Origin of the sequence: Mesorhizobium sp. WSM3864, from assembly GCF_002294955.1 — a bacterium.
Taxonomy (GTDB): Bacteria; Pseudomonadota; Alphaproteobacteria; order Rhizobiales; family Rhizobiaceae; genus Mesorhizobium.
The window spans coordinates 20,612-47,251 of record NZ_NSGD01000015.1 but is presented as its reverse complement, the minus strand read 5'-3'; the positions used below and the strand labels follow the sequence as shown (position 1 = coordinate 47,251).

The 26,640-nt window shown below is 64.6% G+C and carries 27 protein-coding genes; 14 read left to right on the top strand and 13 right to left on the bottom strand.

All coding sequences use genetic code 11. The features are described 5' to 3' along the window. Positions 1-2: 2 nt before the first annotated feature. Together CK215_RS24140 and CK215_RS24135 are read left to right on the top strand one after the other, a co-directional pair. On the top strand, positions 3-719 hold the full coding sequence (locus CK215_RS24140) for a FadR/GntR family transcriptional regulator (RefSeq protein ID WP_095832421.1): 717 nt from the start codon (positions 3-5) through the stop codon (positions 717-719). A 5-nt stretch (positions 720-724) separates the two neighbouring features. After that, positions 725-1,702 (top strand): hydroxyacid dehydrogenase, encoded by a 978-nt coding sequence (locus CK215_RS24135; protein ID WP_095832420.1) that lies wholly within the window; start codon positions 725-727, stop codon positions 1,700-1,702. An 18-nt stretch (positions 1,703-1,720) separates the two neighbouring features. On the opposite strand, the gene CK215_RS24130 is transcribed toward CK215_RS24135, so the two are convergent. Then, positions 1,721-3,016, bottom strand: a complete 1,296-nt coding sequence (locus tag CK215_RS24130) for an amidase (RefSeq protein ID WP_095832419.1) — start codon at positions 3,014-3,016, stop codon at positions 1,721-1,723. A 113-nt stretch (positions 3,017-3,129) separates the two neighbouring features. On the opposite strand from CK215_RS24130, the gene CK215_RS24125 reads away from it, so the two are divergent. Next, positions 3,130-3,477, top strand: coding sequence for a GFA family protein (locus CK215_RS24125; protein ID WP_067318968.1), 348 nt, complete (start codon positions 3,130-3,132; stop codon positions 3,475-3,477). A gap of 59 nt (positions 3,478-3,536) precedes the next feature. Here CK215_RS24125 and CK215_RS24120 read toward each other — a convergent pair whose 3' ends face one another. Beyond that, positions 3,537-4,751 carry an MFS transporter gene (locus CK215_RS24120; protein WP_095832418.1) on the bottom strand — a complete coding sequence of 405 codons (1,215 nt, stop codon included), beginning with the start codon at positions 4,749-4,751 and terminating at the stop codon, positions 3,537-3,539. A 138-nt stretch (positions 4,752-4,889) separates the two neighbouring features. Between CK215_RS24120 and CK215_RS24115 the strand changes: the two genes are divergently transcribed. Continuing rightward, positions 4,890-5,858 (top strand): AraC family transcriptional regulator, encoded by a 969-nt coding sequence (locus tag CK215_RS24115; protein ID WP_095832417.1) that lies wholly within the window; start codon positions 4,890-4,892, stop codon positions 5,856-5,858. A 110-nt stretch (positions 5,859-5,968) separates the two neighbouring features. Beyond that, positions 5,969-6,400 carry a DUF4437 domain-containing protein gene (locus tag CK215_RS24110; RefSeq protein WP_095832453.1) on the top strand — a complete coding sequence of 144 codons (432 nt, stop codon included), beginning with the start codon at positions 5,969-5,971 and terminating at the stop codon, positions 6,398-6,400. A gap of 33 nt (positions 6,401-6,433) precedes the next feature. Here CK215_RS24110 and CK215_RS24105 read toward each other — a convergent pair whose 3' ends face one another. The 7 genes from CK215_RS24105 to CK215_RS24075 all read right to left on the bottom strand — a co-directional run bounded on the left by CK215_RS24105 (position 6,434) and on the right by CK215_RS24075 (position 13,144). Continuing rightward, positions 6,434-7,537, bottom strand: coding sequence for an ABC transporter ATP-binding protein (locus CK215_RS24105; RefSeq protein ID WP_095832416.1), 1,104 nt, complete (start codon positions 7,535-7,537; stop codon positions 6,434-6,436). Further along, the gene (locus tag CK215_RS24100; RefSeq protein WP_095832415.1) at positions 7,537-8,640 is read right to left on the bottom strand and encodes an ABC transporter ATP-binding protein; all 1,104 of its coding nucleotides are present in this window, start codon (positions 8,638-8,640) and stop codon (positions 7,537-7,539) included. Before CK215_RS24100 ends, CK215_RS24105 begins: the two co-directional genes overlap by 1 nt. After that, a complete protein-coding gene (locus tag CK215_RS24095) occupies positions 8,637-8,858 on the bottom strand; it encodes a hypothetical protein (RefSeq protein WP_095832414.1) in 222 nt (73 codons plus the stop codon). Before CK215_RS24095 ends, CK215_RS24100 begins: the two co-directional genes overlap by 4 nt. After that, positions 8,855-9,811: a carbohydrate ABC transporter permease gene (locus CK215_RS24090; RefSeq protein ID WP_095832413.1), complete on the bottom strand. Its 957-nt coding sequence runs from the start codon at positions 9,809-9,811 to the stop codon at positions 8,855-8,857. Before CK215_RS24090 ends, CK215_RS24095 begins: the two co-directional genes overlap by 4 nt. Before the next feature lies 1 nt (position 9,812). Further along, positions 9,813-10,718, bottom strand: coding sequence for a sugar ABC transporter permease (locus tag CK215_RS24085; protein WP_095780122.1), 906 nt, complete (start codon positions 10,716-10,718; stop codon positions 9,813-9,815). A 67-nt stretch (positions 10,719-10,785) separates the two neighbouring features. Beyond that, a complete protein-coding gene (locus CK215_RS24080) occupies positions 10,786-12,102 on the bottom strand; it encodes an extracellular solute-binding protein (protein ID WP_066989980.1) in 1,317 nt (438 codons plus the stop codon). Positions 12,103-12,454: 352 nt separating this feature from the next. Next, entirely contained in the window at positions 12,455-13,144 is a 690-nt protein-coding gene (locus CK215_RS24075; RefSeq protein WP_095832412.1) for a TetR/AcrR family transcriptional regulator, read from the bottom strand. A 118-nt stretch (positions 13,145-13,262) separates the two neighbouring features. On the opposite strand from CK215_RS24075, the gene CK215_RS24070 reads away from it, so the two are divergent. From CK215_RS24070 to CK215_RS24060, 3 genes are read left to right on the top strand one after another with little or no spacing between them, the layout of a single operon-like run. Continuing rightward, positions 13,263-14,459 carry a Tm-1-like ATP-binding domain-containing protein gene (locus tag CK215_RS24070; RefSeq protein ID WP_095832411.1) on the top strand — a complete coding sequence of 399 codons (1,197 nt, stop codon included), beginning with the start codon at positions 13,263-13,265 and terminating at the stop codon, positions 14,457-14,459. A 12-nt stretch (positions 14,460-14,471) separates the two neighbouring features. After that, positions 14,472-15,335 carry a phosphoenolpyruvate hydrolase family protein gene (locus CK215_RS24065; RefSeq protein WP_095832410.1) on the top strand — a complete coding sequence of 288 codons (864 nt, stop codon included), beginning with the start codon at positions 14,472-14,474 and terminating at the stop codon, positions 15,333-15,335. A gap of 4 nt (positions 15,336-15,339) precedes the next feature. Continuing rightward, the gene (locus CK215_RS24060) at positions 15,340-15,762 is read left to right on the top strand and encodes a cupin domain-containing protein (protein ID WP_095780071.1); all 423 of its coding nucleotides are present in this window, start codon (positions 15,340-15,342) and stop codon (positions 15,760-15,762) included. 141 nt (positions 15,763-15,903) lie between these two features. Here CK215_RS24060 and CK215_RS24055 read toward each other — a convergent pair whose 3' ends face one another. Together CK215_RS24055 and CK215_RS24050 are read right to left on the bottom strand one after the other, a co-directional pair. Beyond that, entirely contained in the window at positions 15,904-16,311 is a 408-nt protein-coding gene (locus tag CK215_RS24055) for a nuclear transport factor 2 family protein (protein ID WP_067318995.1), read from the bottom strand. A gap of 184 nt (positions 16,312-16,495) precedes the next feature. Beyond that, the gene (locus tag CK215_RS24050) at positions 16,496-17,686 is read right to left on the bottom strand and encodes a Xaa-Pro peptidase family protein (RefSeq protein WP_095832452.1); all 1,191 of its coding nucleotides are present in this window, start codon (positions 17,684-17,686) and stop codon (positions 16,496-16,498) included. Positions 17,687-18,028: 342 nt separating this feature from the next. Between CK215_RS24050 and CK215_RS24045 the strand changes: the two genes are divergently transcribed. From CK215_RS24045 to CK215_RS24020, 6 genes are all read left to right on the top strand, one after another. After that, positions 18,029-19,639: an ABC transporter substrate-binding protein gene (locus CK215_RS24045; protein WP_066990000.1), complete on the top strand. Its 1,611-nt coding sequence runs from the start codon at positions 18,029-18,031 to the stop codon at positions 19,637-19,639. 116 nt (positions 19,640-19,755) lie between these two features. Next, positions 19,756-20,742 (top strand): ABC transporter permease, encoded by a 987-nt coding sequence (locus CK215_RS24040; protein WP_095832409.1) that lies wholly within the window; start codon positions 19,756-19,758, stop codon positions 20,740-20,742. Further along, complete coding sequence (locus tag CK215_RS24035) at positions 20,739-21,569, top strand: ABC transporter permease (protein WP_095783581.1); 831 nt, start codon at positions 20,739-20,741, stop codon at positions 21,567-21,569. The genes CK215_RS24040 and CK215_RS24035 overlap by 4 nt, the downstream gene beginning before the upstream one ends. Continuing rightward, a complete protein-coding gene (locus CK215_RS24030; protein WP_095832408.1) occupies positions 21,566-22,444 on the top strand; it encodes an ABC transporter ATP-binding protein in 879 nt (292 codons plus the stop codon). Before CK215_RS24035 ends, CK215_RS24030 begins: the two co-directional genes overlap by 4 nt. Beyond that, on the top strand, positions 22,441-23,220 hold the full coding sequence (locus tag CK215_RS24025; RefSeq protein ID WP_095832407.1) for an ATP-binding cassette domain-containing protein: 780 nt from the start codon (positions 22,441-22,443) through the stop codon (positions 23,218-23,220). The genes CK215_RS24030 and CK215_RS24025 overlap by 4 nt, the downstream gene beginning before the upstream one ends. Then, a complete protein-coding gene (locus CK215_RS24020) occupies positions 23,217-23,723 on the top strand; it encodes an L-2-amino-thiazoline-4-carboxylic acid hydrolase (protein ID WP_095832406.1) in 507 nt (168 codons plus the stop codon). Before CK215_RS24025 ends, CK215_RS24020 begins: the two co-directional genes overlap by 4 nt. A gap of 81 nt (positions 23,724-23,804) precedes the next feature. Here the strand turns inward: CK215_RS24020 and CK215_RS24015 are convergent, their stop codons facing one another. Beyond that, complete coding sequence (locus CK215_RS24015; protein WP_066990019.1) at positions 23,805-25,097, bottom strand: FAD-binding oxidoreductase; 1,293 nt, start codon at positions 25,095-25,097, stop codon at positions 23,805-23,807. Positions 25,098-25,099: 2 nt separating this feature from the next. After that, positions 25,100-26,473, bottom strand: coding sequence for a glutamine synthetase family protein (locus CK215_RS24010; RefSeq protein ID WP_095832405.1), 1,374 nt, complete (start codon positions 26,471-26,473; stop codon positions 25,100-25,102). Positions 26,474-26,640 lie beyond the last annotated feature (167 nt).

The following is a 26,640-nucleotide window of genomic DNA, read 5'->3' as shown; positions in this document are numbered from 1 at the left end:
CGATGAAAGAAAAGAACCTTCTTGCGGAACTCGCCGCCTATCTGTTCTCCAACTCGGACAAGGAGTCGGGCCGCACGCCGTCGGAGCGCGAGCTGGCGGAGCATTTCGCCGTCAGCCGCGGCCAGATCCGCGAGGCGCTTGCCATCCTCGAAGCGATGCGCATCGTCGAGCGCCGCGCCAAGTCCGGCATCTATATCGATACCAAACAGGCAAGCGTGGAAGCGTTAGCGCTTTTCGCCCGCGCGGGCCTGCCGCTCGATCCGGTGCAGATCTACGAGACCGTCGAGCTGCGCAAGATCCACGAGATCAAGGCGGCCGAGCTTGCCTGCTCACGCGCCACCGAGGAGAATTTCGAGCGGCTGCGCGAGATCCTGAAGGCTTCCGAGGAGCGCATCGCCGCCGGCGAAGGCCTCGCCAAGGAAGACCGCGAGTTCCACCTCGAGATCGTGCGAGCGACCAAGAACGGCGTCTTTCACAACATCTGCAGCGTCTACTACCTGATGGGCGAGCAGCGCCTGCCGATCTATTTCAACGATCTGGAGCGCAGCATGCGCTCGCATGCCGAACACATCCAGATCTACGAGGCGCTGTTGCGCCGCGACGGCAACCTCGCCCAGGCGCTGATGAGTGCGCACCTGCAAGGCGCCGAGAGCTACTGGAAGGGGATCATCGGAGGTCGCTGGACCGAGCCGAAAAGCGCGGCGCTCGAAAGGGCCTGAGCTTCATGCGCAAGATCCTGTCGACGCATCCGCTACATCCGCGCGCGACAAGCATGCTGGCGGGAGCCGGCCGGCTGGTCGTCGCCTCCGCGCTCGATGCAAAAACACTGGCTGCCGAGGCGAAAGACGCAGACATCGTCATCGTCCGAGCGCCGCTGCCGCCGGAGCTGTTCGCAGGCGCGTCCCTGTTGCGCGCCGCAATCCGCCATGGCGCGGGACTGGACATGATCCCGGTCGAGGCGGCCACCGCCGCCGGCGTGCTGGTGGCGAACGTGCCGGCCGTCAATGCCCGCTCGGTGGCCGAACATGTAATGTTCACGGCGCTGGCGCTGCTCAGGCGCTTCCGCATGATGGATCGCGACCTGCGCGCCAGGGGCTGGCTCGCCGGGCGCGAGCATGCCAATTCGACCAGCGAGCTCGCCGGCAAGACGATCGGCATCGTCGGCCTCGGCGCCGTCGGCCAGGCCGTCGGCCACATCGCCGCGCACGGCTTCGACCTCAATGTCGTGGCGACGACGCGTAGCCTGCGCCCGGCGCCCGAGCGCGTCGGCTTCCTGTCGATAGACGCGCTGGTCGAGCAGAGCGAGATCATCGTGCTCTGCTGCCCGCTGACCGAGGAGACGCGCGGCCTGATCAGCCGCGAGCGCATCGCCCGCATGAAGCCCAATGCGCTGTTGATCAATGTCTCGCGCGGGCCGGTGGTCGATGACGAGGCGCTGATCGAAGCGCTGCGAAGAGGCCGCATCGGCGGTGCGGCGCTCGACGTCTTTGCGACCCAGCCGCTGCCGCCGAGCCACCCCTATTTCAGCTTCGACAACGTCATCATCACTCCGCATATGGCCGGCATCACCGAGGAATCGATGATGCGCATGGGCGTCGGCGCGGCGAACGAGGCCTTGCTGGTGCTTGCCGACAAGCTGCCGGTCAACCTGCGGAATCCGGAAGTGATCGAGCGTTACCGTCGGCGCTTTCCTGCCGACTGATTGCGCCGCTGCACCACCTCAACCGCTCAGCAAAGCCTCCACCGCGGCAGCAATTCCGAGCAGACGTCGGTCGTGCCCATGCCTCGCCACCAGCATCAGCCCAGCCGGCAGCTTCGTGCCCGGCATCGGCAGCGAGATTGCACAGAGATCGAAGTGGTTGGCGACCTGCGTGTTGCGCAGGAGCAAGCCTTCCGTCCTGCCGCGTAGCGCTTCGTCGCCGGCCATCGCCGCGATCGACGGCGCGACCATCGGCACGGTCGGCAGAGCAAGCGCGTCGACCGCTTGCAGCCGTTCCGCCATGGCCGCGACCAGTTCCGCCCGGCGGCGGATTGTCCTGATATAGGCGGAAGCGGGAACCGTCAGCGCGCGCGACAAAGGCCCGCTGACATGTGGGTCCACGGGCACCGAGGCGCCGGTCGCCAGCCAGTCGGCATGCACCTCCGCACCCTCCATCGACGCGATCGAGGCGCGCACGGTCGCCGCGCGCATCCCGCCGATAAGGTCATCGATCGACAGATCGGCGACGCGTGCGCCTGCCCGCTCCATTTGGCCGGTGCAGGCCTCAAAGGCCGCGGCGACCTCGGCTAGCGTGTCGTCGAACAGCCGGCCGCGCGGAACGCCGATGCGCAGACCGGCGAGCGGGATCGGCTGGAGGGGAACCGGCTCCTCCCCCGCCATGATCGCGTCGGCAACCGCGCAATCAGCGACGCTGCGGGCGAGCGGACCGATCGAATCCAGTGTCGCCGACAAGGGAAACGCGCCGTCCAAGGACACGCGCCGGGCCGTCGGCTTGAAGCCGACGACGCCGTTGAGCGAGGCCGGAATGCGCACCGAGCCGCCCGTGTCCGAGCCGATCGAGATCTGGCTGCTGCCTTCGCCTACCGCAACGCCGGCGCCGGATGAAGAACCGCCCGGGATCAGGCTGGCATCCGCCGCATTGCCCGGTGTGCCGTAGTGCAGGTTGTCGCCGATCGCGGTGAAGGCGAATTCGGTCATGTTGGTCTTGCCGAGGATCACCGCGCCCGCCTGGCGCAGCCGGCGTACGATCGCCGCGTCCTGCGCGGCGGGCTGAGCACCGGCGAGCATCAGCGAGCCTGCCCGGGTCGGCTCGCCGGCGACATCGAACAGATCCTTGATCGACACGACGACGCCATCGAGCGGCCCGAGGCAGACGCCGGCTCTTTGCCGCGCGTCGGCTGCATCCGCTGCGGCGAGCGCCGCTTGGGTATATAGCTTGACGTAGACCTTTTCGTCAGCCGCGCGATTGGCAAGACGTGACAGGACGATTTCGAGACGGTCGCGCACGGATTGCATGTCGATGTCGGACTCCGCAAGGATGCAACGTCTTTTAAGGCAGCCGATTTGGCTAGCGGATGGATAACCCGGCAAGGGTGCCTTTGCACCTGCCAGCGATAGGAAAGAGACTGATGCTGTACAAAGGCAGTTGCCACTGCGGCAAGGTGGCTTTCGAGGTCGCAGGCGAGCTCGGCGGCGCCGTGCGCTGCAACTGCTCGATCTGCGCGCGCAAGGGGGCGCTGCTTTGGGCCGTGCCGCACGCCAGCATGCGCCTGGTTGCCTGGGGCGACGACCTCGGCAAATACACCTTCGGCAAGGGCTTGATCGCGCATCGCTTCTGCCGGACTTGCGGCATCCATCCCTTCGCCGAGGATGTCAGTCAAGGCAGCGAGCGCAGCGCCTACATCAACATCAATTGCCTCGACGGCATCGATCACGCCGCCATCGAGGTATTCGAGTTCGACGGCCGCTCGGCTTAGTCCAGACTGCATCGCTCTGCCGACAAGCCGGCCGTACCGGCTGGCTTGTCGGCCCAAGGTTAATCAACCTGTTTCGGCCCGACGGCGAAAGTCACCAGCGCCGCGAGCAGCGTTGCCATGGCACCGTAGCCGAATGCGCTGGCGACGCCGGCATGGTCGACCAGCAGGCCGCCGAAGACTGCGCCCAGCGCGATCGCCACCTGGAACGTCGCGACCATCAGGCCGCCGGCGCTCTCGGCCTGGTCGGGAGCGGCGCGCACCAGCCAAGTCTGCAGCCCGACCGGCACCGCGCCGAAGGCAAAGCCCCATGCTGCAACTGCGATCGCTGCAATCACCGGTGAAGCGCCGATGGTGAGCATGGCAAGCGCCGACAGCGCGATCAGCAGCGGCGCCAATCCGACCGCAAACTTCAGATTGCGCTCGGCCAGGAAGGCGCCGGCGAAATTGCCGAAGAAGCCGCCGATGCCATAGGCGAGCAGCACCAGCGAGATGGTCTCGATCGGCATGACCGGCACCGTCTCCAGGAATGGCCGCACATAGGTGAAGCCGGCAAACTGTCCCGAGGCGACGAGCAGCACGACCAGCAGGGCGATGCGGATCGTCCGCCGCTTCAGTACCTCGATCAGCGTGCGAAAGCTCGCCACGGCCGTCGGCGGCAGGCTGGGGATGGTGGCAAGCTGTACGAGCAGCGTCAGCGCGCCGACGACCGCCGCGATCATGAAGGCCGTACGCCAGCCCCAGATGTCGCCGACATAGGCGCCGACCGGCGCCGCGGTGACGGTCGCCACCGATACGCCAGTCAGGATGATCGACATGGCGCGCGGCATCAGCCGCATCGGCACCAGCCGCATCGCCATGGCGGCCGACATCGACCAGAAGCCGCCGAGCGCGACGCCCAGCACCACGCGGGCCAGAAGCAGCATCGTGAGCGAGGAGGCGAAGGCGGCAAGCAAGTTGGAGACGATCAGAAGCACGGTGAGCAGCCACATGACCAGCCTGCGGTCCAGCCGCTTGGTGACGATGGCCATCGTGGGTGCTGCGATCGCGCCGACGACGGCCGTCGCCGTCACGGCCTGGCCGGCGGCGCCTTCGCTGACGCCGAGATCCTGCGCCAGCCGCGTCAGCAGGCTGGCGGGCAGAAATTCGGCGGTCACCAAGCCAAACACGCCGAGCGCCAGCGAGACCACCGCGCCCCATACCGGCTCGCTTCGCTCCTCGGCTTCGGTTCTATCGAGAACGGCGGCGTCGATGACGCCTGTGGCGGGTTCGGTCATGGGAAAATCTCCGTTCTGTTTTGCGGCGCCATTTGCAAGACCGCCAGTTCGGGATCCACCCGTTACAGGCCCGGCGCGCGACGCTGCAGTGCAACATAGGGAGTGACGGGCTGGAGTTTCCATGCTAGAAACGCCGAAATGAATTACAATTCGTCCATAACCACATCCCCGGCGTCCGGCGATCCGCTGACCGACATGCTGCGCGGATTGCGGCTCGACGGCGTCGACTATGGCCGCTGCGTGCTGGGCGAACCGTGGGCCGTTTCCTTCCCCGCGCAGAGGGCGGCGCGGTTCCATTTCATCGGCCAACAGGGCTGCTGGCTGTTCTCACCGGCCAAGGAATGGATCGAGCTCTCGGTCGGCGACGCGCTCTTAATCCCGCGTGGCGACGAGCATGTGCTGGCGAGCGCGCCGGGCGTTCCGCCCGTGCCGATCGGCCGCTACACGATCGAGCCGGTCTGCCAGAACATCTATGACGTCTCCAACGGCTGCGACGGCTGCAAGACCTTGCTGTTTTGCGGCAGCATGCATTTCAATCTCGACGGCTCGCATCCGCTGCTCGACATGATGCCCGACCTGATGCAGGCGCATAAGCTGATGGCGAACGCGCCCGGCATCCAGCATCTGCTCGATGCGATGGCCGGCGAGGTGACGATGGACCGTGTCGGCTCCGGCGGCATTCTCGCCCGCCTGGCTGACGTGCTCGCCGCCACAATCATCCGCTCCTGGGTAGAGAACGGCTGCGGCGACGCGACCGGATGGATCGCCGCGGTGCGCAATCCTGACGTCGGCAAGGTGCTCGCCGCTATTCATCTGCAGCCCGACCGCGATTGGACGGTCGGGGGCCTGGCCCGATTGATGGGCGCGTCTCGCTCCGCCTTCGCGCAGCGCTTCGCCACCGTGGTCGGCGAGACGCCGGCCAAATATGTGCTGCGCGTGCGCATGCATCAGGCGCGGCAATGGCTCGCCCGCGACGGGATGCGGGTGTCGGTGGTGGCGGCGAAACTGGGCTACGATTCGGAAGCTTCCTTCAGCCGCGCCTTCAAGCGGGTGATGGGTGTCGCGCCGAGCCATCTGCGCAACGGCGGCGGCGGCGAGCAATCCTGACAGCCGGCGTTCAGGTCGCTACCAGGCTGGAGGAATTGCCAAGTCTTTTGGACGACGCATCATTCTCCACCGACAGGAAGCGCCTAAGCTGGCCACAGGAGGAACCGCTCATGGCTAACCAACTCGCAGCACTTGCGCTCGCCGCGCTCACCATCTCTCCTGGGCAGGCATTCGGCCTTGAAGACAGCTATCTGCCGGCCGACAAGATCCCTTATGTCGTTGAAGCGCCGGACCAGCCGCAGCGCCTCGGCCCGCTATGGGGCTCGCGAGCCGAGGGCGCGGCCGGCACGCTGCTCAAAGTTCCCGGCAACTGGCGCGCGCCGGTCCACGCGCACACCGCCGACTATCGCGCCGTGGTCATCAAGGGGCTCTGGGCGCATTGGCAGATCCAAGGCGGCGAGGCGACCAGGGTCGAGCTGCCGCCGGGCTCCTACTGGACCCAGAAAGCCAACGAGATGCATGACGATGCCTGCCTGTCCGACACCGAATGCGTGATCCTGCTGATCAACGACACGCCCTACGAGACCTATCTGCCGAAGTAAGTGCAAGCCGACAGCATTCGGCCGGTCCGCCCGCTATCCGGCGTGCCGCAAGCTGACGCCGGTGCCCTTATCGAACAGCACCACCTTGTCCGCGTTCCAGGCAAAGCGGACCGGCTGCTCGATCTCGACGGCGGTTCTCGCCGGCACGGTGGCTCTCAGCATCGTGTCGCCGACCCTCAGCGTCACGATCTTCTCGACGCCGTGGTTCTCGATGTCGTGGACCTTAGCCTCGACCGGCGCGCCGCCTTCCAGATAGACGTCCTCCGGACGGATGCCGAAGACGAGCGGGCGACCGTCGCTCGCGCCGCTCGTCTTTAGCCCCCAAGAAGCCCTGGCGCCCCCGCCAACCGGCAATTCGAAACTCATCGGCGCCATCACCGCGCGGTCGTCGACCAGCTTGCCGTCGATGAGGTTCATCGGCGGCGAGCCGACGAAGCTTGCGACATAGGTATCGCGCGGATTGTTGTAGATCTCCTGCGGCGTGCCGGTCTGAACGATGCGGCCATGGTTCAGCACGCCGACCTTGTCGCCCATCGACATCGCTTCGATCTGGTCGTGGGTGACGAACAGGAAGGTGGCACCGAGCTGCATCTGCAGGTTCTTCAACTCCGTGCGCAGCGCCTCGCGTAGCTTGGCGTCGAGCGCCGACAGCGGCTCGTCCATCAGGAACACGCGTGGTTTGCGCACGATCGCGCGGCCGATCGAGACGCGCTGCATCTCGCCACCGGAGAGCCGGTCGGTCTTGCGGTCGAGCAGGTGCTCGATGCGCAGCGTGCGGGCGGCGCGCGCGACGCGGTCCTTGATCTCGGCATCCGGCAGCCGGCGGATCTTTGGCCTCAGCGGAAACTCGAGATTCTGCCGCACCGTGTAGCGCGGATAGAGCGAATATTGCTGCAGCACCAAGGCCACGTCGCGCTCGGCCGCGCTCCAGTCGGCGACGTCGACGCCGTCGATGAAGACCTGGCCCGCGGTCGGTTTCTCGAGGCCGGCGATCATCCGGAGCGTCGTCGTCTTGCCGGCGCCGGTTTCGCCCAAAAGCACGAAGAACTCGCCATCGGCGATATTGAGGTTGAGACCCGTCAGCGCGGTATGGCCGCCGAACTTCTTGGTGATGTTCTTCAGTTCGATATGGGCCATTACAGCCTTACTCCCAGCGACTTGCCGCTTGCCGTGTCGAAGAAATGCGCCTGCTCGGGGTCGATGCGGGCATGAACCTTCTCGCCCGGACCCGACACGTAGCCGGCCTTGGTGCGGGCGCGCAGCATCTTGGAGCCGACCTTGAGGTCGACAATGTCGAAGGAGCCGAGCGGCTCGATGATCTGCGCTTCGACCGGCACGTAGCCGGGAGCGGCATCATGCCGGACGAGCACGCCTTCCGGACGGATGCCGAGCGTCAAGCCACCATTGGAATGCCCGTTGAGCCTGGAGAGGAGCTCGCGCGGGAACTCGAAACCCGTCGGCGCACCGCCGACGGTGACGGAGGCGGCGCCGGCCTGATCGGCGACGCTCGCCTCGGCGATGTTCATCACCGGGCTGCCGACGAATTGCGCCACGAACAGGTTTGCCGGATGCGAGTAGACCTCGTCCGGCGTGCCGACCTGCTGGATGAAGCCCTCGTGCATGATGACGATGCGGTCGGCCAGACTCATCGCCTCGATCTGGTCGTGGGTGACATAAATCGTGGTCGATCCCTGCTTGATGTGCAGCCGCTTGATCTCGGCCCGCATTTCCTCGCGCAGCTTGGCGTCCAGCGCGCCGATCGGCTCATCCATCAGCATCGCCTTCGGCCGCCGCACCAGCGCGCGGCCGATCGCCACGCGTTGCATGTCTCCGCCCGAAAGCGCAGACGGCCGCTTGTCGAGCAGGTCGGTGATCCGCAACACCCTTGCGATCTCGCGCACCGAGGTGTCGACTTCACTGCTGCTCATCCGCGTGGCCCGCAACGGAAAGGCGATGTTCTCGAACACCGTCATATGCGGATAGAGCGAGAAGGACTGGAACACCATGGCGATGTCGCGGTCTGCAGCTTTCAGATGCTGCACCGCCTTGCCGTCGATCAGGATGTCGCCCTGATCGATCGTCTCGAGCCCGGCAATCGCGCGCAGCGTCGTCGTCTTGCCGCAGCCCGACTGTCCAAGCAGCACGATGAACTCGTTGTCGGCGATGGCGAGGTTCAGATTATGGATGACCTGGACCGCACCAAAGAATTTCTCGATGCCGCGAAGTTCGATCTGCGTCACTGCCCGGCCCCCTCATGCGTCACGGCGCCGGTTTCCTCTCTCTGCTCCGGTGCGATTTTCGACGTGATGTTGAAGCCGATCAGCCCGATCAGGATGATCGTCACCCCATAGGAATGCAGGCTGAGGCTCCATGGCTGGCAGAGCGCGACGATGCCGAGCACCATGAGGATCTGCGATGCCGGCAAAAAGTACTTCTCGTTGACGGCGCGAAAACTCATTTGCGGATCGCTCCGAAAGTCACGCCGCGAAGCAGGTGGTTGCGCAGCAGGAAGGTGAAGATCGCAACCGGCAGCAGGAACAGGAACGTGCCCGCCGCGATCGTGGTCCAGTCCGGCAGGCCGGAGCCGATCTGCGATGGGATGAAGGGCGGCGCCGTCTGGGCGCGCCGGTTGGTCATGATCAACGCGAAAGCGTACTCGTTCCAGGCGGTGATGAAGCAGAACACGGCGGTGGCGGCGATGCCGGTTGCGGCCTCGGGCAGAACGATCTTGAAGAAGGCCTGCATGCGCGTATAGCCGTCGACAAGTGCTGCCTCCTCATACTCTTTCGGGATCTCATCCATGAAGCCCTTCATCAGCCAGACCGAGAAGGACAGATTGAAGGCGACGTAGAGGATGATCAGGCCGATATGGGAGTCGTTGAGGCCAACTGCCCGGTACATCAGGAACATCGGGATGGCGACGACCACCGGCGGCAGCATGCGCGTCGAGAGGATGAAGAACAGAAGGTCCGCCTCGCCGGTAATCTTGAAACGCGAGAAGCCGTAGGCGGTGAAGGTTCCCATGCCGACGGCGAGAACGGTGCTGACCACCGCCACGATCAGGCTGTTCATGAACCGGTCGGGATATTGCGAAAGCTGCACGTCCTTGCCGACCTTCAGTACCCGCTCGCCGCCGTCGTAGATGCGCTTTTCCCACCAGGGCGCGGCTTCGTAGACTTGCGGGTCGACGGTCTTCTGCATCTGCACGCGCTTGGTGAAGAGCCGCACGAACGGCGTCACCTCGGGCTCGAACAGCACGGTTGGCGGCACGCTGACGGCGAGCTCCTTCGGCTTGAATGCCGTCGAGGCGATCCAATAGATCGGTGCGAGGAAGACCAGCGTGGCGATCAGCACCGCGGCGATGGCGACACGGTTGAGCGCGACCTCGGAAGAAGTGCGGACAGCGGCCATCTCAGCGCTCCTTCACCTTGTTGAGATACTTCACGTAGAGGTTGGTGATGGCCAGCACCATGATCAGCACGATGTAGGCGAGCGCGCAGGATTTGCCGGTGTCCCACTGCTGGAAGGCCTGCTTGTAGAGCCGGATCGCGATCAGCTCGGCGGTCGGCTGAGTCGTCATCGTGTAGGCGATGTCGAAGGTCTTGAAGGCTTCCATGGTGCGGAAGATCAGCGCGATCAAAAGGATCGGCGAGACCAGCGGCAACGTGATGCGGGTGAAGGTGTACCACCAGCTGGCGCGGTCGATCGCGGCGGCTTCGTAGAGGTGCTGCGGCACCGCCGACAGGCCGGCGAGCGACAGCAGCATGACGAAGGGCGACCACATCCAGATGTCGGTGATCGCGACCGCGTAGAGGGCGCTGTCGGGATTGGAGAGCCAGGCGAAGTCGCCGAGGCCGAAGACGTAGTTGATCGGGCCCCAGGACGGGCTGTAGAGCAGCTGCCAGAACAGGCCAACGACCGCCGCCGACATCATCATCGGCAGCAACAGCAAGGTCGTGATCAGGCCCTTCATCGGAAAGCTGCGGTTGAGCAGAAGCGCGAGGCCGAAGCCTACGATCATCTGCCCGGCCACCGACACGATCACATATTTCGCGGTGATGACGAAGTTCGACCAGATGTGATCGTCGCTGAGCAGCTCGCGGTAATTCTGCAGGCCGACGAACTGCCAGGGCTCGCTGCGGTTCGCGGCGAAGTTGGTGAAGGAATAGCCGAGCGAATAGATCAGCGGAAAAATGTTGAAGACGATCAGGAAAACCAGCGTCGGGATGATGAACATGTTGCGGATGGTCAGATCCGACCAGCCTCGCGCGGCGGCCCTGGATGCTGGATCAAGATTGGTAAGGGCTACCGAAGCCAACGGTCGTTCTCCCTGAAAACAGGAATGCCGGAGGGGAAACCCTCCTCCGGCATTCTGACTGTGACGCCTACTTGTAGCGGTTGTATTTGGTGAACGTCGCCTTCCAGTCGGCGGCGGTCTTGTCGAGCGCTTCCTGGGCGGTGCCCTTGCCGCCGACCACGAACGGATAGATATTCTGGTTCAGCTGATCGAGCACTTCGGCATATTCAGGCGTTGCCCAGAAGTCCTTGACCATGAACATCGTGTCGTAGAAGGCCTTGTTATACGGCGTAGCGTTCTGGAAGGCCTCCGACTTCAGCACGGCCTGGCTGCAGGTATAGCCGCCGAGCTCGGCCCACTTCTTCTGGGTCTCGTCCTTGATGAACCACTCAAGGAATTTCATCGCCTCGTCCTTGTTCTTCGAGTACGAGACGACGGAGATGCCCTGGCCGCCGAGAGCGGCGAAGCGCTTGCCGTCCGGACCGGCCGGGTTGGCGAAGAAGCCGGTCACGTCGGCATAGGGGTTGGTGGCTTTGTTCACCAGCGGCGGGAAGAAGGCGAAGAAGTTCATGCTCATCGCGGCGAGCCCGCCAGTGATGGCTTGGTTGTCCTCCACGAAGAACGTCTTGCCCCAGCCGGGAGGCGTGAACTTGTAGAGTTCCTTGTACATTTCGAGGCCGGCGACGGCCTCCTTGGAATTGGTGATGCCGTCGACCTTGTAGGTCGCGTAGTCGCCGAGATCGCCGCCATAGCTGAAGATCGCGCTTTCGACGCCCATCGCCATCGCGTCATACGAGTTGTCGGTGTAGATCGCGACGCCGTAGCGCTTCTGGTCCGGACGATGGAAGAACTCGGCGATGTCGCGCAGCTGCGCATAGGTCTTCGGAACATCGAGGTCGTAGCCGTACTTCGCCTTGAAGGCTTCCTTCTCCTTCGGGTCCTCGAACCAGTCCTTGCGGTAAGACCAGCCGATCGCATCGCCTTCCAGCGGGATCGCCCAGTACTTGCCGGAACCGCCCGGGTACTCGGCATAATATTTGATGGTGGCGGGCGCCATCACATCGCCAAGCTTATGCTTGTTGAAGAAGTCGGTCAGATCCACATAGTGGCCCTGCGTCGAGCCGGCGCCCAGCCATTGCGAGTCGCCGACCACCATGTCGTAGGCGTCGCCATGCGCGTTGAACTCGGTGAAGGCCTTGGTCTGGAAATCAGGCCAGGGCGTGGTCTGCACCGTGACTTTCACGCCCGTCTCGGCCGTGTAGTCGTTGACGAGTTCCTGCAGATAGTTCGCCGGATCCCATTCCGCCCAAAAGATGGTGAGTTCCTTGTCTTGCGCGCGGACGGATGTCCCGCAGGCAAGCGCCAGCCCGATACCAGCGATCACGCTGGTCACTATCTTGCGCATAGTTTTCCTCCCTTGTGCGCCTTCTACCTTGTCATGCGGGCCGGCATAGCGGTCGGCCCTGGCAGTTCCTCCTGTGACGGCATTTTCCGGTTTGGGCCTCCTCGCCCGGCCCGAAAAATCGATCGCAACCTTCACCTTCGCTCCGCTTTACGCGTCCTGATCTGGTATTACCAATTCAAGAGGGACGTCAAGTTCTTTCTTGTGCAGTCCAAAACGGCTCCACAAGCCGCTCAACGCGATATCCCTCTGTTTTCTATAATTTTTCGTACTCCTTGATATGCGGAGACCTTGTCTCCAGCGATGTATTGCAGTCATTGTTGTTGGTATCCTCTCCAATCTGGTCGAACCAGATTCAGGACATGTCTATTTCAGCTGATGCCGAACCTCCAGTCGCCTTCGCTCCTGATTCCGCCACCGCCGCGCGCACCAGCGCGCCCGCCGCCCACTCGGCGACCGCCATCATGTCACGGCTGTCCAGCCGCCACATATCCTTCAGCACGATCAGCACCTCGACACCGAACATCATCGACAGCGCCTGGGCAAGACGCTTGAACTGGCGCGGCTTGAGCTGACCCTTGAGCGGAGCGATCGCGTCCTTCAGGAGGTCGATCCGATGGCCGCGCTTGAAAGCCGGTTCGGCGCCTAGCGTGCCAGCCTGCTGTCTCGCCCACTGGTCGAGCGAAAGCTTGAGCGCCGCCTTGAACGTCGCCTCGAAAGCCTCGATGCGCGGCATGGCGGAGGCGAAGAGTTCGGCGACCCGCTGTTCCGGATCTTTCGAATTCGATTTCCAGGTCAGGATCGGTCCGAGCCCCTCGTCGACGACCGCCTGCACCAGCGCGGCCTGGCTCGGAAAGTAGCGATAGGCGGTCGCGCGCGACACTTCCGCAGCCTCTGCAACCTCGCTGACCGAAGGCGTCGCGCCGGACTGCATCAGCCGCGTCGCCGTTTCCAGCATCAGCCGCCTGGTACGGGCGCGGGCCCCCTTCCCGGCTCTCAGCTGCTCGGCGTCATCGGAAGCGGCTTGTTGACGTGAGACATCCATATCAATACGATACGCGCGTCTCAAAAAATTGCAATGGCCGGACCAAGCGCCGGGCCCGAAGCGGCAGGCCGCACCGCCGAGCAGGCCGGCTAACCGAGGAGACGACGGGGAAAGGCGAATGAAGCGTATCTATGTGGTCGGCACCGCCGACACCAAGGGTGAGGAGCTTGCCTTCCTGGCCGACGCCGTCGCCGCCGGCGGCGGCTCGGTCGTCCGCGTCGATATCGGCACACGCGGCGCGACCGTCCCGGTGGATGTCGCGGCCAGCGAGGTCGCCGCGCATCATCCCGATGGAGCCGGCGCCGTGCTCGGCACTGACGACCGCGGACTCGCCGTTGCCGGCATGGGTGTCGCCTTTATCCGCTTCATCCAATCGCGCGACGACGTCGCCGGCGTGATCGGCATTGGCGGCGGCGGCGGCACATCGATTGTCACCGCCGGCATGCGCGCCCTACCGCTCGGCCTACCGAAGATCATGGTCTCGACGCTGGCCTCCGGCGATACCGAGCCTTACGTCGATGTCTCCGACATCGTCATGATGCCGTCGGTAACCGACATGGCCGGCCTCAATCGTCTGTCGCGCGTCGTCCTGCACAACGCCGCCCAGGCGATCGCCGGCATGGCGGCGAGGCCGGCCCCGTCAACTGCCGGCAAGCCGGCGCTCGGCTTGACCATGTTTGGCGTCACCACGCCCTGTGTCACGGCAATCGTCGAGCGCTTGCGCGCCGACTATGACTGCATGGTCTTCCATGCGACCGGCACAGGTGGCCGCTCGATGGAGAAGCTTGCCGATAGCGGCCTGCTCGCCGGCGTCCTTGATATCACCACAACCGAGGTCTGCGATTTGCTGTTCGACGGCGTGCTGCCGGCGACGGAGGATCGCTTCGGCGCCATTGCTCGCACGAAACTGCCCTATGTCGGCTCGGTCGGCGCGCTCGACATGGTGAACTTCTGGGCGCCGCCGACTATCCCCGACAAATATCGCGGGCGGCTGTTCTATGAGCATAATCCGAATGTCACGCTGATGCGCACTACCGCCGAGGAGAGCCGCCGGATCGGCGAATGGATCGGCGGCCGCCTCGCCCGTTGCGACGGCCCGGTGCGCTTCCTGATCCCGGAAAAAGGCGTGTCGGCGCTCGATGTCGAAGGCGGCGCCTTCTTCGATCCGCAAGCCGATGCGGCGCTGTTCGAGGCCATCGAGCACACCATCAAGCCGACCGGGAACCGTATCGTGACGCGCCTGCCGCTGCACATCAACGATCCTGCATTCGCCAAGGCCGCGGCCGAGGCTTTCCTCGACATCGCCAAGAAGTGAGATCCGACAAACATGGCCGCCATCCCGCGCAAAACCATACTGGAAAGGTTCCGCAAGATGATCGCCGATGGCGTTCCGATCGTCGGCGGCGGTGCCGGTACCGGCCTGTCGGCCAAGGCCGAGGAAGCCGGCGGCATCGATCTCATCATCATCTACAATTCCGGCCGTTACCGCATGGCCGGGCGCGGCTCGGCCGCCGGCCTGCTCGCCTATGGCAATGCCAACGAGATCGTCAAGGAAATGGCCTATGAGGTGCTGCCGGTGGTAAAGAAGACGCCGGTGCTGGCCGGCGTCAACGGAACCGACCCCTTCGTCATCATGCCGCTGTTTCTCGCCGAACTGAAGACGATGGGCTTTTCCGGCGTGCAGAATTTTCCGACCATCGGCCTCTTCGACGGCACCATGCGGCAGAGTTTCGAGGAGACCGGCATGGGTTTTGGCCTCGAGGTCGACATGATCGCCGAGGCGCACAAGCTCGACCTGCTCACCACGCCTTACGTCTTCAACTCCGACGAGGCGCGCGCCATGACCAAGGCGGGCGCCGACGTGGTCGTAGCCCATATGGGCGTGACCACAGGCGGCTCGATCGGCGCGACCTCGGCGAAGTCGCTGGATGCCTGCGTCGAGGAGATCGATGCCATTGCCGACGCCGCGCGCTCGGTGCGCAAGGACGTCATCCTGCTTTGCCATGGCGGGCCGATCTCCATGCCGGATGACGCGCGCTACATCCTCGAGCGCTGCGAAGGATTGCACGGCTTCTACGGCGCAAGCTCGATGGAACGGCTGCCGGCCGAGGCGGCGATCGCCAGGCAGACGGCGGATTTCAAGGCAGCGGCAATCGGCAAAGCGAAAATGCCAGCAACTAGCAAGGGATGAGGCAATGGCCGACAAGAGCAAGGTGTTCGTTTATCCGAAGGAGGTCAGCGCCTTCGGCTTCGACTGGGGCAAGCTGGCGCTCACGGTCGCGCCGGAGGTGAACGGCGCGGAGCGCTTCTCCGGCGGCGTCGTCGACCTGCCGCCCGGCAAGGGGCACACCCGCCACAACCACCCGGGCGCGGAGGAGATCATCTTCGTGATTTCCGGCCATGGCGAACAGATGGTAGAGGACGAGAAGGGCAATCCGGTGGTCGCCAAGGTCGGTCCCGGCTGCACCATCTATGTGCCGGAAAGCCGCTTCCACTCGACGCTCAACACGGGCGATCAGCCGATGCAGCTTTTCGTCGTCTATTCGCCGGCCGGCCCGGAGCTGGCGCTGCGTGACCTGCCGGATTTCAAGCTGCTGCCGCGAGAGGCAAGCAATTGATGGCAAATCGCTTGCGGGCGTTATTCGCCACCGGTTTGCTTCGCAATCACCTCTCCAGGTATGTACGGCGGCTACACCGAACAGGTGTTCGGAGGCATCGCGAACAGTCTCGTGCGAGTTGCCGCGAATAGCACCTCCAGGCTAAGCCCAGAATGCATCCCAGGCGTAGAGGTCGTAGAAGTGTTCCCGGCCATCGACTACCTTGCCGGCCCTGATGTCGAAGACGATGCAACAGAGCACATCAAGCTGTTTGCCGTTGCGTTCCCCGGTATTGCGATGGACGCCGACTACACGTCCGTCCTCACTTTCCATGACATGCAGAAGATTCGCCCTGAAGGTGCCAAGGGTTTGCCCGCCATAACGGCCGAACTGGGCAAAAGTCGCCTCACGGCCTTTGTAGTCCCCGGCGATCGGATTCCTTCCCGGGCTGTGCCACGTGCATTTCTCGTCGATGATTTGCGCAAGCGTGTCCATGTCTCCGGAGTTGAAGGCGGCGTAACCCCGCCGAATGAGCTCGGAGTTCTGATTTCTTGATGTTACGTCTGCCATAACTTCCTCCTGCTACCGGCCCGACGTAATCGGTCTGGTAGGAGGCGCCGGGCCACAACTCAAGTCAGCAAGATACACCCAGGACGGCGGGCGCGCACGACGAAGCTTGTTTCCCATCAATCCGCAGAAGCCGCCCCGAGGTTTGAACTCGGTCATTCGGAGTGATTGGTTTCCCGAGCGCGCTCTAGGCCACCCCACCCCTGTTCCACCCACGCCCGCGATCGCCGAACATCTCATAGCCTGTGTCGGTCACCGCCACGGTATCCTCGAGCTTGATGAAGCCGCGCGTCGGGTGGAGCATGGTGGTCTCGACCGAAAGCACCATGTTCTTTTCCAGCGGCTTGGCCGCATAGGTGCCTTCATAGGTGACCGGATGGTTGGTCATCAAAAACGGCGCTTCATGCGTGATCAGCCCCATGCCGTGAGCGAAGAAATCCGTGAAGGCCGCGACCTTCGAGGCTTTCAGCACGCTCTCGGCATGCGCAATCATGTCGCCGCCGAGCGTGCCGGCTTTGACCTTGGAGAACGCGGCCTGCTGCACCGACTCGACTTCGGACAGCAGATCCTCGAGCTCGGCATCCGGCTCGCCAAGAATACCCATGCGGCAGAGGTCGCCGATATAGCCGTGGTAGTTGCCGCCGGAATCGATCGACAGCACCTCGCCCTGCTTCCACGCCTGGCTCGAGGCGGCACGGTTGTGGCTGGCACCCAGTGTCAGCAGACAATATTCGAAATGCGCGCCGCGATTGGTCTCCTCGCGCCGTAACTGCTCGATGATGTCGGTCTTGGTCGTGCCCTCGCGCGCCCAGGCGATCGTCGCCAGCATCGAATCGGTGATCAGTTCCGAGGCGATGCGCAGCTTCTCCAGTTCGGCCTCGGTCTTGACGGCGCGCATGCGCTCCAGCATGCCGGTGGCATCGATCAGCTTTGCATCCGGCAAGGCCTTGCGGATCAGCGAGTAAGCGTCCGAGGGCAGGAAAGCAGGCTCGATGCCGATGCGGGCAGCACCCTTGCCGATCTTCTGCAGATGCTCGACGGCAAGATTGGCGGCGTCGAGCGTGCCCCAGCAGGCCGCATGCAATGTCGGTGTCCAGAACGGATGGTTCTCGTGCTCGCCGCCTTCCATCTTGTTGCCGATATAGGCCGCATGCTCCGGCCCGCCTTTTTCATAGAGGACGATCGGCAGGTAGCGGCTATGGCCGATGGCGTCCATCGCCGCGAAAAAGATGAACTTGTAGCCGCCGAGCAGATATTGCGTGTTGTGCTTGGAGGTGGCGAAAAGCACATCGATGCCGGCCTCCTCCATCAGCCGGTCCACCCGGGCCTGGTCGAACGGGATGCCGCTGGCCTCGGTTTTGCCCGGAGCGATGTTCATCATTCCCTCCCTGATTTCCTCGGCCGCTCAAGCAGTCAAACATCCTGAAACTGCCGTTTGCGGCCAAATCTGCACCATCTTGACCGTTCTGCTCCAGCCAGCGTTGACAGCATCCGCCTGATCCCGCCCTCTCCTACTTGGCTTGAGGCCGCGTACGGCTTAGTCTGGTCCTACCAGATAGTCGCGACCGCAGACCGAATATAACTGGTCCAGCGGACGAAAATTTCAGAGCCAAGCCAGCATGCGCCAAATCCGTCTCTGGCGAAACCTTTCCCAAGGGCCATAATCCCGCTGATTTTGAGGTTGCCCGCGCCGGTCGCGGGTGAAGAGGGGAGCTTGAGGATGTCCGGATTGCCGATTTCACGCCGCGGCCTGCTGGCCGGCTCGGCACTGCTTCTGGCCTCGACCGCGTTGCCGGCCATCGGCCGGGCGCAGACGCCGAAGAAGGGTGGCAGGTTGATCGTGGCCGCCGACTCCGAGCCGCGCAACCTCAATCCGGCTATTGTCGCTTCCAACGGCGTCTTCTTCATCTCCAGCAAGGTGGTCGAGACGCTGGCCGAGGCCTCCTTCGACAGCAAGGACGGGCTTCAGCCGCGCCTTGCGCTTTCCTGGGAAGGCGCGGCCGACGGCCGGTCGGTGACCTTCAAGTTGCGCGACGGCGTCAAATGGCATGACGGCAAGCCCTTCACCTCCGCCGACGTCGCCTTCTCCGCGCTGCAGGTCTGGAAGCCTCTGCAGAATCTCGGCCGCACGGTGTTCAAGGACCTTGAAGCCGTCGACACGCCCGACAAGCTGACGGCCGTGTTCAAATTCGCCAAGCCGACGCCGTTCCAGCTGATCCGCAACGCGCTGCCGGCATTGAGCAGCGTCGTGCCGAAGCACGTCTATGAGGTGGGCAAGATCGAGGACAACCCGGCCAACAACGCTCCGGTCGGCACCGGTCCGTTCAAATTCGCCGAATATAAGGCCGGCCAGTACTATCGGCTTGCGCGGAACGATGCCTATTGGGACAAGGACGAGCCCTATCTCGACGAGATCGTCTACCAGGTGCTGCCCGACCGAACCTCTGCGGCTGCGGCGCTCGAGGCGGAAGAAATCCAGCTCGCCGCCTTCTCCGCCGTGCCGCTCGCCGACCTCGACCGCATCTCAAAGGTGCCGGGCCTGAAGGTCATCACCAAGGGCTATGAGGGGCTGACCTACCAGCTCGTCGTCGAGATCAACCATCGCCGCAAGGAACTGGCGGACCTGAAAGTGCGGCAGGCGATCGCGCATGCCATCGACAAGGATTTCGTCGTCAAGACAATTTTCCTCGGCTACGCCGCGACCGCAACCGGTCCGGTGCCGAAGAACGATCCGCAATTCTACACTGCCGACGTCCCGATCTACCCCTTCGACGTCGCCAAGGCCAACGAGCTGCTCGACGAGGCCGGCTACAAACGGGCCGACGACGGCAAGCGCTTTGCACTGAAGCTGCTGCCGGCGCCCTACTTCAATGAGACCAAGCAGTTCGGCGATTACCTGCGCCAGGCGCTGGCCGTAATCGGCATCGACGCCCAAATCGTCAATAACGACTCGGCCGCCCATATGAAGGCGGTCTATACCGACCATGCCTTCGACCTCGCCGTCGGCCCGCCGGTGTTCCGAGGCGACCCGGCGATCTCGACCACCATCCTGGTGCAGAGCGGCATCCCCGACGGCGTGCCCTTCTCCAACCAGGGTGGCTACAAGAACGCCGACCTGGATGCGCTGATCGCCAAAGCGTCAGAGACGCTCGACACATCCGCCCGCACCGGGCTCTACAAGGAATTCCAGAAAATGGTGGCGGCCGACCTGCCGCTGATCAACGTCGCCGAGTGGAGCTTCATTTCCGTCGCCCGCGACACTGTCGGCAACATCGCCAACAACCCGCGCTGGGCGGTATCGAACTGGGCGGACACCTTTTTGGCGGGTTGATCCGCACTTGCGGATTGCCTGCCTGGGTGCTGAGCTTTGAGAATGAGAGTTCCGTCGCGCGCCCCTCTGTCCTGCCGGACGCGGCATCCAAGGGTTGGCCCTGATATGGCGTCGCCATGACCCGAGCCCTCACCCTCCTGCGCCGCCGTCTCGTCGGCAGCGTCTTCGTGCTGCTGATCGTCGTCATCGGCAGCTTCCTGCTGCTCGAAGCTGCCCCCGGCGACGCGGTCGACGCCTATATCGTCTCGACCGGCGGCGATGCCGGCATGATCGAATTGCTGCGCCACCGCTGGGGCCTCGACCAGTCGGAGCTGACCCGGCTCGCCAACTATCTCTGGGCGCTCTTGCACCTCGACCTTGGCCAGTCTGTCACCTTCTCGCGGCCGATCCGCGACGTCATCCTCGAACGCCTGCCGACCACGCTCATCCTGATGGGCAGCGCCACCGCGCTCTCCTTCGGCCTCGGCTCGGCGCTCGGCATCTATGCCGGTGCGCGTCCCGGCAGCTTTCGCGATCGCTTCCTGTCGATCGGCTCGCTGGCGCTCTACGCCGTGCCGGGCTTTTGGCTCGGCCTTGTGCTGATCGTCGTCTTTGCCGTCGACCTGCGCTGGCTGCCGATCGGCGGCATCGAGACCGTCGCATCGGCCAAGACCGGGGTGGCGCGGGCCCGCGACATCGCCGCCCATCTTGTGCTGCCGGTCTCGGCGCTCGGCTTCATCTATCTCGCGCTCTATCTGCGCATGATGCGCGCCGGCATGGCGGAAGCCTGGCGGCAGGATTTCGTGCTTGCCGCCCGTGCCAGGGGCTTGCCGCGCCGGCGCATCGTGCTTGCGCATGTCGCCCGCAACGCGCTGCTGCCGCTGGTCACCATGCTCGGCTTGCAATCGGCGCAGATGCTGGGCGGCAGCGTTGTCATCGAAAGCGTCTTTGCCGTCCCCGGCCTCGGCCGGCTGGCGCAGGAAGCCGTCGCCGGACGCGACACGCCGCTGCTGCTCGGCATCATTTTGGTGAGTGCCGTGCTCGTTATCGTCATCAACCTCCTGGTCGATCTCGCCTACGCCTTCCTCGATCCGCGCGTCGGTGCCGGCGAGGCGGTCGCATGAAGAGGCTGCATCGCTTTTTCCAGACGCCGGAAGCGATCGCCGGCGCACTCATCCTCGCCTTGCTCGTCGCGATCGCGCTGGCAGCGCCGCTGCTCTTTCCGGGCGACCCGCAAGCGATCGCCGGCCCGGCCTTGCTGCCGCCGTTGCAAAATTGGTCGCTGCCGCTCGGCACCGACCGGCTCGGCCGCGACGTGCTGGCCGAACTTTTCCACGGCGCGCGCACCTCGCTGGCGGTTGGACTAGCGGCGGCCGCAGCTGCGCTTCTGGTCGGCGCGGTGGTGGGCACGCTGGCCGGTTTCGCCGGCGGCTTGATCGACGAGGTGCTGATGCGCATCACCGACGCCTTCCAGACCGTGCCTAGTTTTTTGCTGGCGCTGGCGTTCGTCAGCATCGTCGGCCCCTCGCTTGGTGTGGTGATCGCGGCCATCGCGCTCGGCGCCTGGACCGGGCCGGCGCGGGTGGCGCGCGCGGAAGTGCTGTCGATCCGCGAGCGCGACTATGTCGCCGGCGCTCGCGTCATCGGCATGCATCCGCTCGAGATTGCCTTTCGCGAGGTGCTGCCCAATGCGCTGCCGCCGGTGCTGGCGCTTTCCTCGGTGATCGTCGCGGCCGCCATCCTCACCGAAGCAGCGCTTTCCTTTCTCGGCCTCGGTGATCCCAACCGCGTCACCTGGGGCGGCATGATCGCCGAAGGCCGCACTGTCTTGCGCACCGCGCCTTTGCTGTCGATCGTTCCCGGTATCGCGCTGGTGCTGACCGTTCTCGGCGTTTACCTCGCCGGCGAGGGCGTGGTGGAAAGCACCGCGGTACGCAGGAGCCTTTCGTGACTGCGCTGCTTTCGATCCGCGATCTGACGGTGCGGTATCGGCGCGAGGGCGTCGAGGTAACGGCGCTGAAGGGCATCAGCCTTGATGTGGAAGCCGGGGAACGCCTTGCGATCATCGGTGAGAGCGGCTCGGGCAAGAGCACGCTGGCGCTGGCGGTTGCGGGATTGTTGGCGGAAGCGGCCGAGGTTGGAGGTTCGATCGAGTGGCAGAAACCTCGATCGTCTAATTCCCTCACACCCCCCTCCGTCCAGTCGTCCGGCGGGATAGAGGGGGGTGCGCAGGATCGCCAGCCTCCGCATTTTCAGCCCATTGGTGGCCGCGACATCGGCTTCGTCTTCCAGGACTCCTCCTTCAGCCTCGACCCGGTGATGCCGGTCGGCAAGCAAATCGCCGAGGTCGCACGCACGCATCTCAACCTCAACTGGCGCGAGGCCTATGCCAAAGCCAAAACCCTGCTCGAGCGCGTCCGCCTGCCCGACTCCGAAGCCGTCTTGCGCGCCTATCCGCACCAGCTGTCCGGCGGCCAGAAGCAGCGCGTTGCAATCGCAGCGGCCATCGCCGCCGCCCCGAAACTGCTGATTGCCGACGAGGCGACCAGCGCGCTCGACACCATCGTCCAGGCCGAGATCGTTTCCCTGATCCGCGGGTTGGTCAACGAGGACGGCCTGACGCTCGCCTTCATCAGCCACGACATCGCGCTCGCCGCCACGCTCGCCGAACGCATCGCGGTGCTGCGTCATGGCGAGTTGGTCGAATTGGGCGACACGGACCAGATCCTCAACGCGCCGCGCCATGCCTATACGCGCACGCTGCTCGATGCCCATCTCGGCCTCGACGCCAAGCCGCTTCTTGTCCGGCAAGGCGCCTCGGCATGACCGTGCTCGCCGTCTCCAATCTCTCCAAGCGCTATCGCCACGGCGGCAAACCTTTTGCGGCGGTCGACGATGTCTCGTTTGAGATCGGCCCGGCCGAAACGCTGGCCGTCGCCGGCCCGTCCGGCAGCGGCAAGTCGACGATTGCGCGGCTGGTACTGCGCCTGCTAGAGCCCGACGCCGGGCGCATCCAATTTGAGGGCGCGGACTTGCTTATCTTGTCGGGCGCCGCGTTGCGCGCCCGCCGTGCCCGCCTCCAGATGGTCTTCCAGGATCCGCTCGCCGCCTTTAACCCGCGCTCCACCGTGGCGCGTGCGCTGGACGACCCATTGCGCATCCACGGCATCGCCTCGCGCTCGGAGCGCCCGCGCCGCATCGCAGCTCTCTTGGAGCGTGTCGGCCTCGATGCCGGCCTTGCCGCGCGCGCGATCCACGAGATTTCCGGCGGCCAGCGCCAGCGGGTAGCGATCGCCCGCGCCATCGCCGCCCGACCGTCGCTGATCGTCCTCGACGAGGCGGTCTCGGCGCTCGACGTTTCGGTGCGCGGACAGATCCTGGACTTGCTGCTCGACCTGCAAAGACAGGAACAGATCGCCTATCTCTTCATTTCGCATGATCTCGGCGTAATCCGCGCCGTCGCGCATCGCATCGTTCTCCTCGATGCCGGCCGGGTCGCCGAGAGGGGCGACGCCCGCACCGTCATCGCCAGCCCGCAATCGGCGGTCGGCAAGGCGCTGGTGGCGGCAACCCCGAGGCTGAATAGGATCAAAACACCATGACCGACTCCGACGCAGCCATTGCCGAAAAACTGTCGCGCGAGCTCGACTCCGCCTTTCGCAACAGGGGCGATCTCTATCGCCTCTTCCTCGATGAGCTGACCGCCGAACTTGGCGCCGAGAAGGCCGAAGCTTTAATGATCCGCACTATCGAAAAGCGCGGCCAGGAAGTCGCAGCGGCCGCTTTCGCCGGTTTCGGCCCCAATGATGCGCTGGCGATCGGTGAGGCGTTTCTTTGCGTCAGCCCGGATGGCGGGCGCATGTATCCGACCGACGTCGAGCGCGGGCCGGACCGCATCGCTTTCAAGGTGAAGCGCTGCCCGCTGAAGGATGCGTGGGTCGAGGCCGGCGTCAGCGACGAAAAGCTTGCCACGCTCTGCCGCATCGCCGGCGCCTTCGACCGCGGACTGTTCGAAGCAACCGGCGTGCGCTTCGCCAACGTGACCTGGACGCCGGGCCACGGCTCCGGCTGCTGCCACATCGCGCTGACCAACCGCGACACCTAGCGAGCCGACGATTTGATTTTCGGCCGAAGACGTGCAGTTCCGCGCCGGATTCGTCGCCGGCACCGACGGGAAAGTCGGCGCTCAATGCCTGAGGCGATCGCGCATCGCATACCACAGCATGCCGAGCACATAGAGCGGCCCGCGCAGCGCCGTGCCGCCGGGGAACGGCAACGGCGTCAGCGTCGAGAACAGGTCGAGCCGCGAGGCATCGCCGGTGATCGCTTCCGCGAGCAGCTTGCCCGACAGCGTCGACAGGATGACTCCCTTGCCGGAATAGCCATGCGCGAAATAGACCTCGCCATAATGCCCGACATGCGGCAGGCGCGACGTCGTCACAGACACGAGCCCGCCCCAGGCATGGTCGATCCGGCACCCCCTAAGCTGCGGAAAGGTCTTTTCCATATGCGGCCGCACGAAGCCGGCAATGTCGGCCGGCGGCGAAGGCGTATAGCGCTCGCCGCCGCCGAACAGCAGGCGGCCATCCGCGGACATGCGGTAGTAATTGACCACGAAAAGCGTGTCCGAAACCGCAGCGTTGGACGGGATGACGTTGCGCGCGCCCAACGGCTCGGTAGCGACGATGTAATTGCCGATCGGCATGATGCGGCTGTTGACGCGCGGCTCGAGCCCGTTGAGCAGCGCATCGCCGGCCAGCACCACATGCCTGGCACGGACCGAACCCTTGTCGGTGAACACCCGGATAGCGGGCTCGCGCTCCAGCCGGACGGCGACCGAGTTCTCGTGGATGGTGACGCCAGCGGCAGAAGCGGCCCCGGCGAGCCCCAGCGTGTAGTTCAGCGGATGCATGTGTCCGCCGAGCGTCTCGAAGGATGCACCGAGATAAGGCGTATCGACCATGCGCCGCGCCTCCGCCGCCGACAGGATCTCGACATGCGGGAAGTCCATCACCTTGGCGAGGCACTCGGCCTCCTCCTCGAATTCGCGCATGTCGGAGCCGTTGACCGCGCCGACCAGATGGCCGGTCAGCCGCAAGTCGCACTCGATGCCGTGGCGCTCGATAATGTCGAGCACCAAGCCTCGCGCCTCGAAGGCGAGGTCGAACAGCGCCTTCGCCCGCTCCGGCCCGAACGCCCTGACCAACTCCTTGGCGCCCTTGCGCAGACCGGGGATTATCTGGCCGCCATTGCGCCCAGAGGCACCCCAGCCGATCTTGCCGCCTTCGAGCAGCACCACTTTAAGGCCGCGTTCGGCCGCATGGAGCGCCGCCGAAAGCCCGGTGCAGCCGCCACCGACGACCACCAGGTCGGCTTCTGCATCGCCGGTAAGCGCCGGATGGTCCGGCGCCGCATTGGCAGTCGCCACATAATAGGATTTGCCGATATCAAGACCGGAATTGAAACCCGTCGAAGCCATGGTCACACCTTGAGCAGCAGATGGTCGCGTTCCCACGACGTCACCACGGTCTGGAACAGGTCGAGCTCTACGCTTTTCACGCGCAGATAGGTTTGGAAGAAATCCTCCCCGAGCAGCACCCGCACCGGCTCGCAGGCGGCGAAACGGTCGAGCGCTTCCTCCATGGTCTTGGGCAGCGTGCTCTGGCTGCGATAGGCGTTGCCGAAGGCCTCCGGCGAGCGGGCCAGCTTCTCCTCGACGCCGAGATATCCGGCGATGAGCGAGCCGGCCATGGCGAGGTAGGGATTGGCGTCGGCGCCGGGCAGCCGGTTCTCCACCCGCCGCGCGGCGCGCCCGCCCATTGGCACCCGCAAGCCGCAGGAGCGGTTATCATGCGACCATTCAATATTGGCCGGCGCGCTGTGGCCCGGCCGGATGCGGCGATACGAGTTCACGTTCGGTGCAAACAGCGGCATGATTTCAGGCACGTATTTCTGCAGGCCCCCGATGAAGTGCGCGAACATTTCTGTGTCCTCGCCGTCTTTGCCGGCAAACAGGGGCTCGCCGCGCTCGTCGACGATGGACATGTGAAGATGCATCGAGCTGCCGGCCTGCGTCGCGATCGGCTTCGCCATGAAGGTGGCGTGCATACCGCTCGCCTGCGCCGCCTGCCTGGCCATGCGCTTGAACAACAGCACCTTGTCGGCCAGCGCCAGCGGGTCGCCATGGAGGAAGTTGATCTCGAGCTGCGCCGTGCCGGATTCGTGGATCAGCGTGTCGAGCGGCAGGCCGGCCGCCGCGGCGTGCTCATAGAGGCGACGCGTCACCGCTTCGAACTCCTCCAGCGCCTGCATGTCATAGGGATGCTGCACGCTTTCCGGCCGTCCGTTGCGCCCGACCGGCGCGGTCAGCGGCCGGTCCGGATCGGGATTGGGCGCCGTAAGGTAGAATTCGAGCTCCGGCGCCATCACGGCGTGCCAGCCGCGCCGGCGGTAAAGATCGAGCACGGCCCTCAGCACATGGCGCGGCGAAGCCATCCACGGCCGGCCGTCCATGTGAAACGTATCGGCAAAGACATAGGCCTTGCCGTCTCCGCCGCCCGGCGCAACGCTGAGCGTCGACAGGTCGGGCACCATGCGCATGTCGGGGTCCTGATAGGCGAACCCTTCATCGATGGAGCCGGAATAGCGGCCGTCGATCGCGACCAGGAAAGCGCTGCTGGGCAGGTAGAGCGCACGGTCCTCGAGCGACTTCAGGAACTTGGCCGCCGGCAAGGCCTTGCCGCGCAGCACACCGTTGACATCGGGCACCAGGCACTCGATCTCGCTTATTCCATGCGTGGTCAGCCAGCTTTGCGGATCGGCGCTGGGAAATGAGGAATTCGGTTTGTCAGGCATCGGTCATGTCCGTACGAAGGAGAAGTCGCTTCGGCGGGCACGTCCGTTTCGGTTTGAGCGCTGAGTAAGCTACGTGATCTGAACGACGGACGCCCGCCTGATGGCCGGCCAACAGGCCGGATCGAGCGCTCCGCATACCCCCTCGGTCCAGCCGTCACGAACGACAT

What these genes read in the sequence shown, in the direction of transcription:
- CK215_RS24140 (WP_095832421.1), top strand. Translation starts at nt 3, where the DNA reads ATGAAAGAAAAGAACCTTCTTGCGGAACTCGCCGCCTATCTGTTCTCC.
- CK215_RS24035 (WP_095783581.1), top strand. Translation starts at nt 20,739, where the DNA reads ATGAAGAGGCTGCATCGCTTTTTCCAGACGCCGGAAGCGATCGCCGGC.
- CK215_RS24020 (WP_095832406.1), top strand. Translation starts at nt 23,217, where the DNA reads ATGACCGACTCCGACGCAGCCATTGCCGAAAAACTGTCGCGCGAGCTC.
- CK215_RS24070 (WP_095832411.1), top strand. Translation starts at nt 13,263, where the DNA reads ATGAAGCGTATCTATGTGGTCGGCACCGCCGACACCAAGGGTGAGGAG.
- CK215_RS24045 (WP_066990000.1), top strand. Translation starts at nt 18,029, where the DNA reads ATGTCCGGATTGCCGATTTCACGCCGCGGCCTGCTGGCCGGCTCGGCA.
- CK215_RS24080 (WP_066989980.1), bottom strand. Translation starts at nt 12,102, where the DNA reads ATGCGCAAGATAGTGACCAGCGTGATCGCTGGTATCGGGCTGGCGCTT.
- CK215_RS24040 (WP_095832409.1), top strand. Translation starts at nt 19,756, where the DNA reads ATGACCCGAGCCCTCACCCTCCTGCGCCGCCGTCTCGTCGGCAGCGTC.
- CK215_RS24050 (WP_095832452.1), bottom strand. Translation starts at nt 17,686, where the DNA reads ATGAACATCGCTCCGGGCAAAACCGAGGCCAGCGGCATCCCGTTCGAC.
- CK215_RS24095 (WP_095832414.1), bottom strand. Translation starts at nt 8,858, where the DNA reads ATGAGTTTTCGCGCCGTCAACGAGAAGTACTTTTTGCCGGCATCGCAG.
- CK215_RS24135 (WP_095832420.1), top strand. Translation starts at nt 725, where the DNA reads ATGCGCAAGATCCTGTCGACGCATCCGCTACATCCGCGCGCGACAAGC.
- CK215_RS24055 (WP_067318995.1), bottom strand. Translation starts at nt 16,311, where the DNA reads ATGGCAGACGTAACATCAAGAAATCAGAACTCCGAGCTCATTCGGCGG.
- CK215_RS24115 (WP_095832417.1), top strand. Translation starts at nt 4,890, where the DNA reads ATGAATTACAATTCGTCCATAACCACATCCCCGGCGTCCGGCGATCCG.
- CK215_RS24015 (WP_066990019.1), bottom strand. Translation starts at nt 25,097, where the DNA reads ATGGCTTCGACGGGTTTCAATTCCGGTCTTGATATCGGCAAATCCTAT.
- CK215_RS24060 (WP_095780071.1), top strand. Translation starts at nt 15,340, where the DNA reads ATGGCCGACAAGAGCAAGGTGTTCGTTTATCCGAAGGAGGTCAGCGCC.
- CK215_RS24025 (WP_095832407.1), top strand. Translation starts at nt 22,441, where the DNA reads ATGACCGTGCTCGCCGTCTCCAATCTCTCCAAGCGCTATCGCCACGGC.
- CK215_RS24065 (WP_095832410.1), top strand. Translation starts at nt 14,472, where the DNA reads ATGGCCGCCATCCCGCGCAAAACCATACTGGAAAGGTTCCGCAAGATG.
- CK215_RS24105 (WP_095832416.1), bottom strand. Translation starts at nt 7,537, where the DNA reads ATGGCCCATATCGAACTGAAGAACATCACCAAGAAGTTCGGCGGCCAT.
- CK215_RS24090 (WP_095832413.1), bottom strand. Translation starts at nt 9,811, where the DNA reads ATGGCCGCTGTCCGCACTTCTTCCGAGGTCGCGCTCAACCGTGTCGCC.
- CK215_RS24130 (WP_095832419.1), bottom strand. Translation starts at nt 3,016, where the DNA reads ATGCAATCCGTGCGCGACCGTCTCGAAATCGTCCTGTCACGTCTTGCC.
- CK215_RS24110 (WP_095832453.1), top strand. Translation starts at nt 5,969, where the DNA reads ATGGCTAACCAACTCGCAGCACTTGCGCTCGCCGCGCTCACCATCTCT.
- CK215_RS24075 (WP_095832412.1), bottom strand. Translation starts at nt 13,144, where the DNA reads ATGGATGTCTCACGTCAACAAGCCGCTTCCGATGACGCCGAGCAGCTG.
- CK215_RS24010 (WP_095832405.1), bottom strand. Translation starts at nt 26,473, where the DNA reads ATGCCTGACAAACCGAATTCCTCATTTCCCAGCGCCGATCCGCAAAGC.
- CK215_RS24120 (WP_095832418.1), bottom strand. Translation starts at nt 4,751, where the DNA reads ATGACCGAACCCGCCACAGGCGTCATCGACGCCGCCGTTCTCGATAGA.
- CK215_RS24125 (WP_067318968.1), top strand. Translation starts at nt 3,130, where the DNA reads ATGCTGTACAAAGGCAGTTGCCACTGCGGCAAGGTGGCTTTCGAGGTC.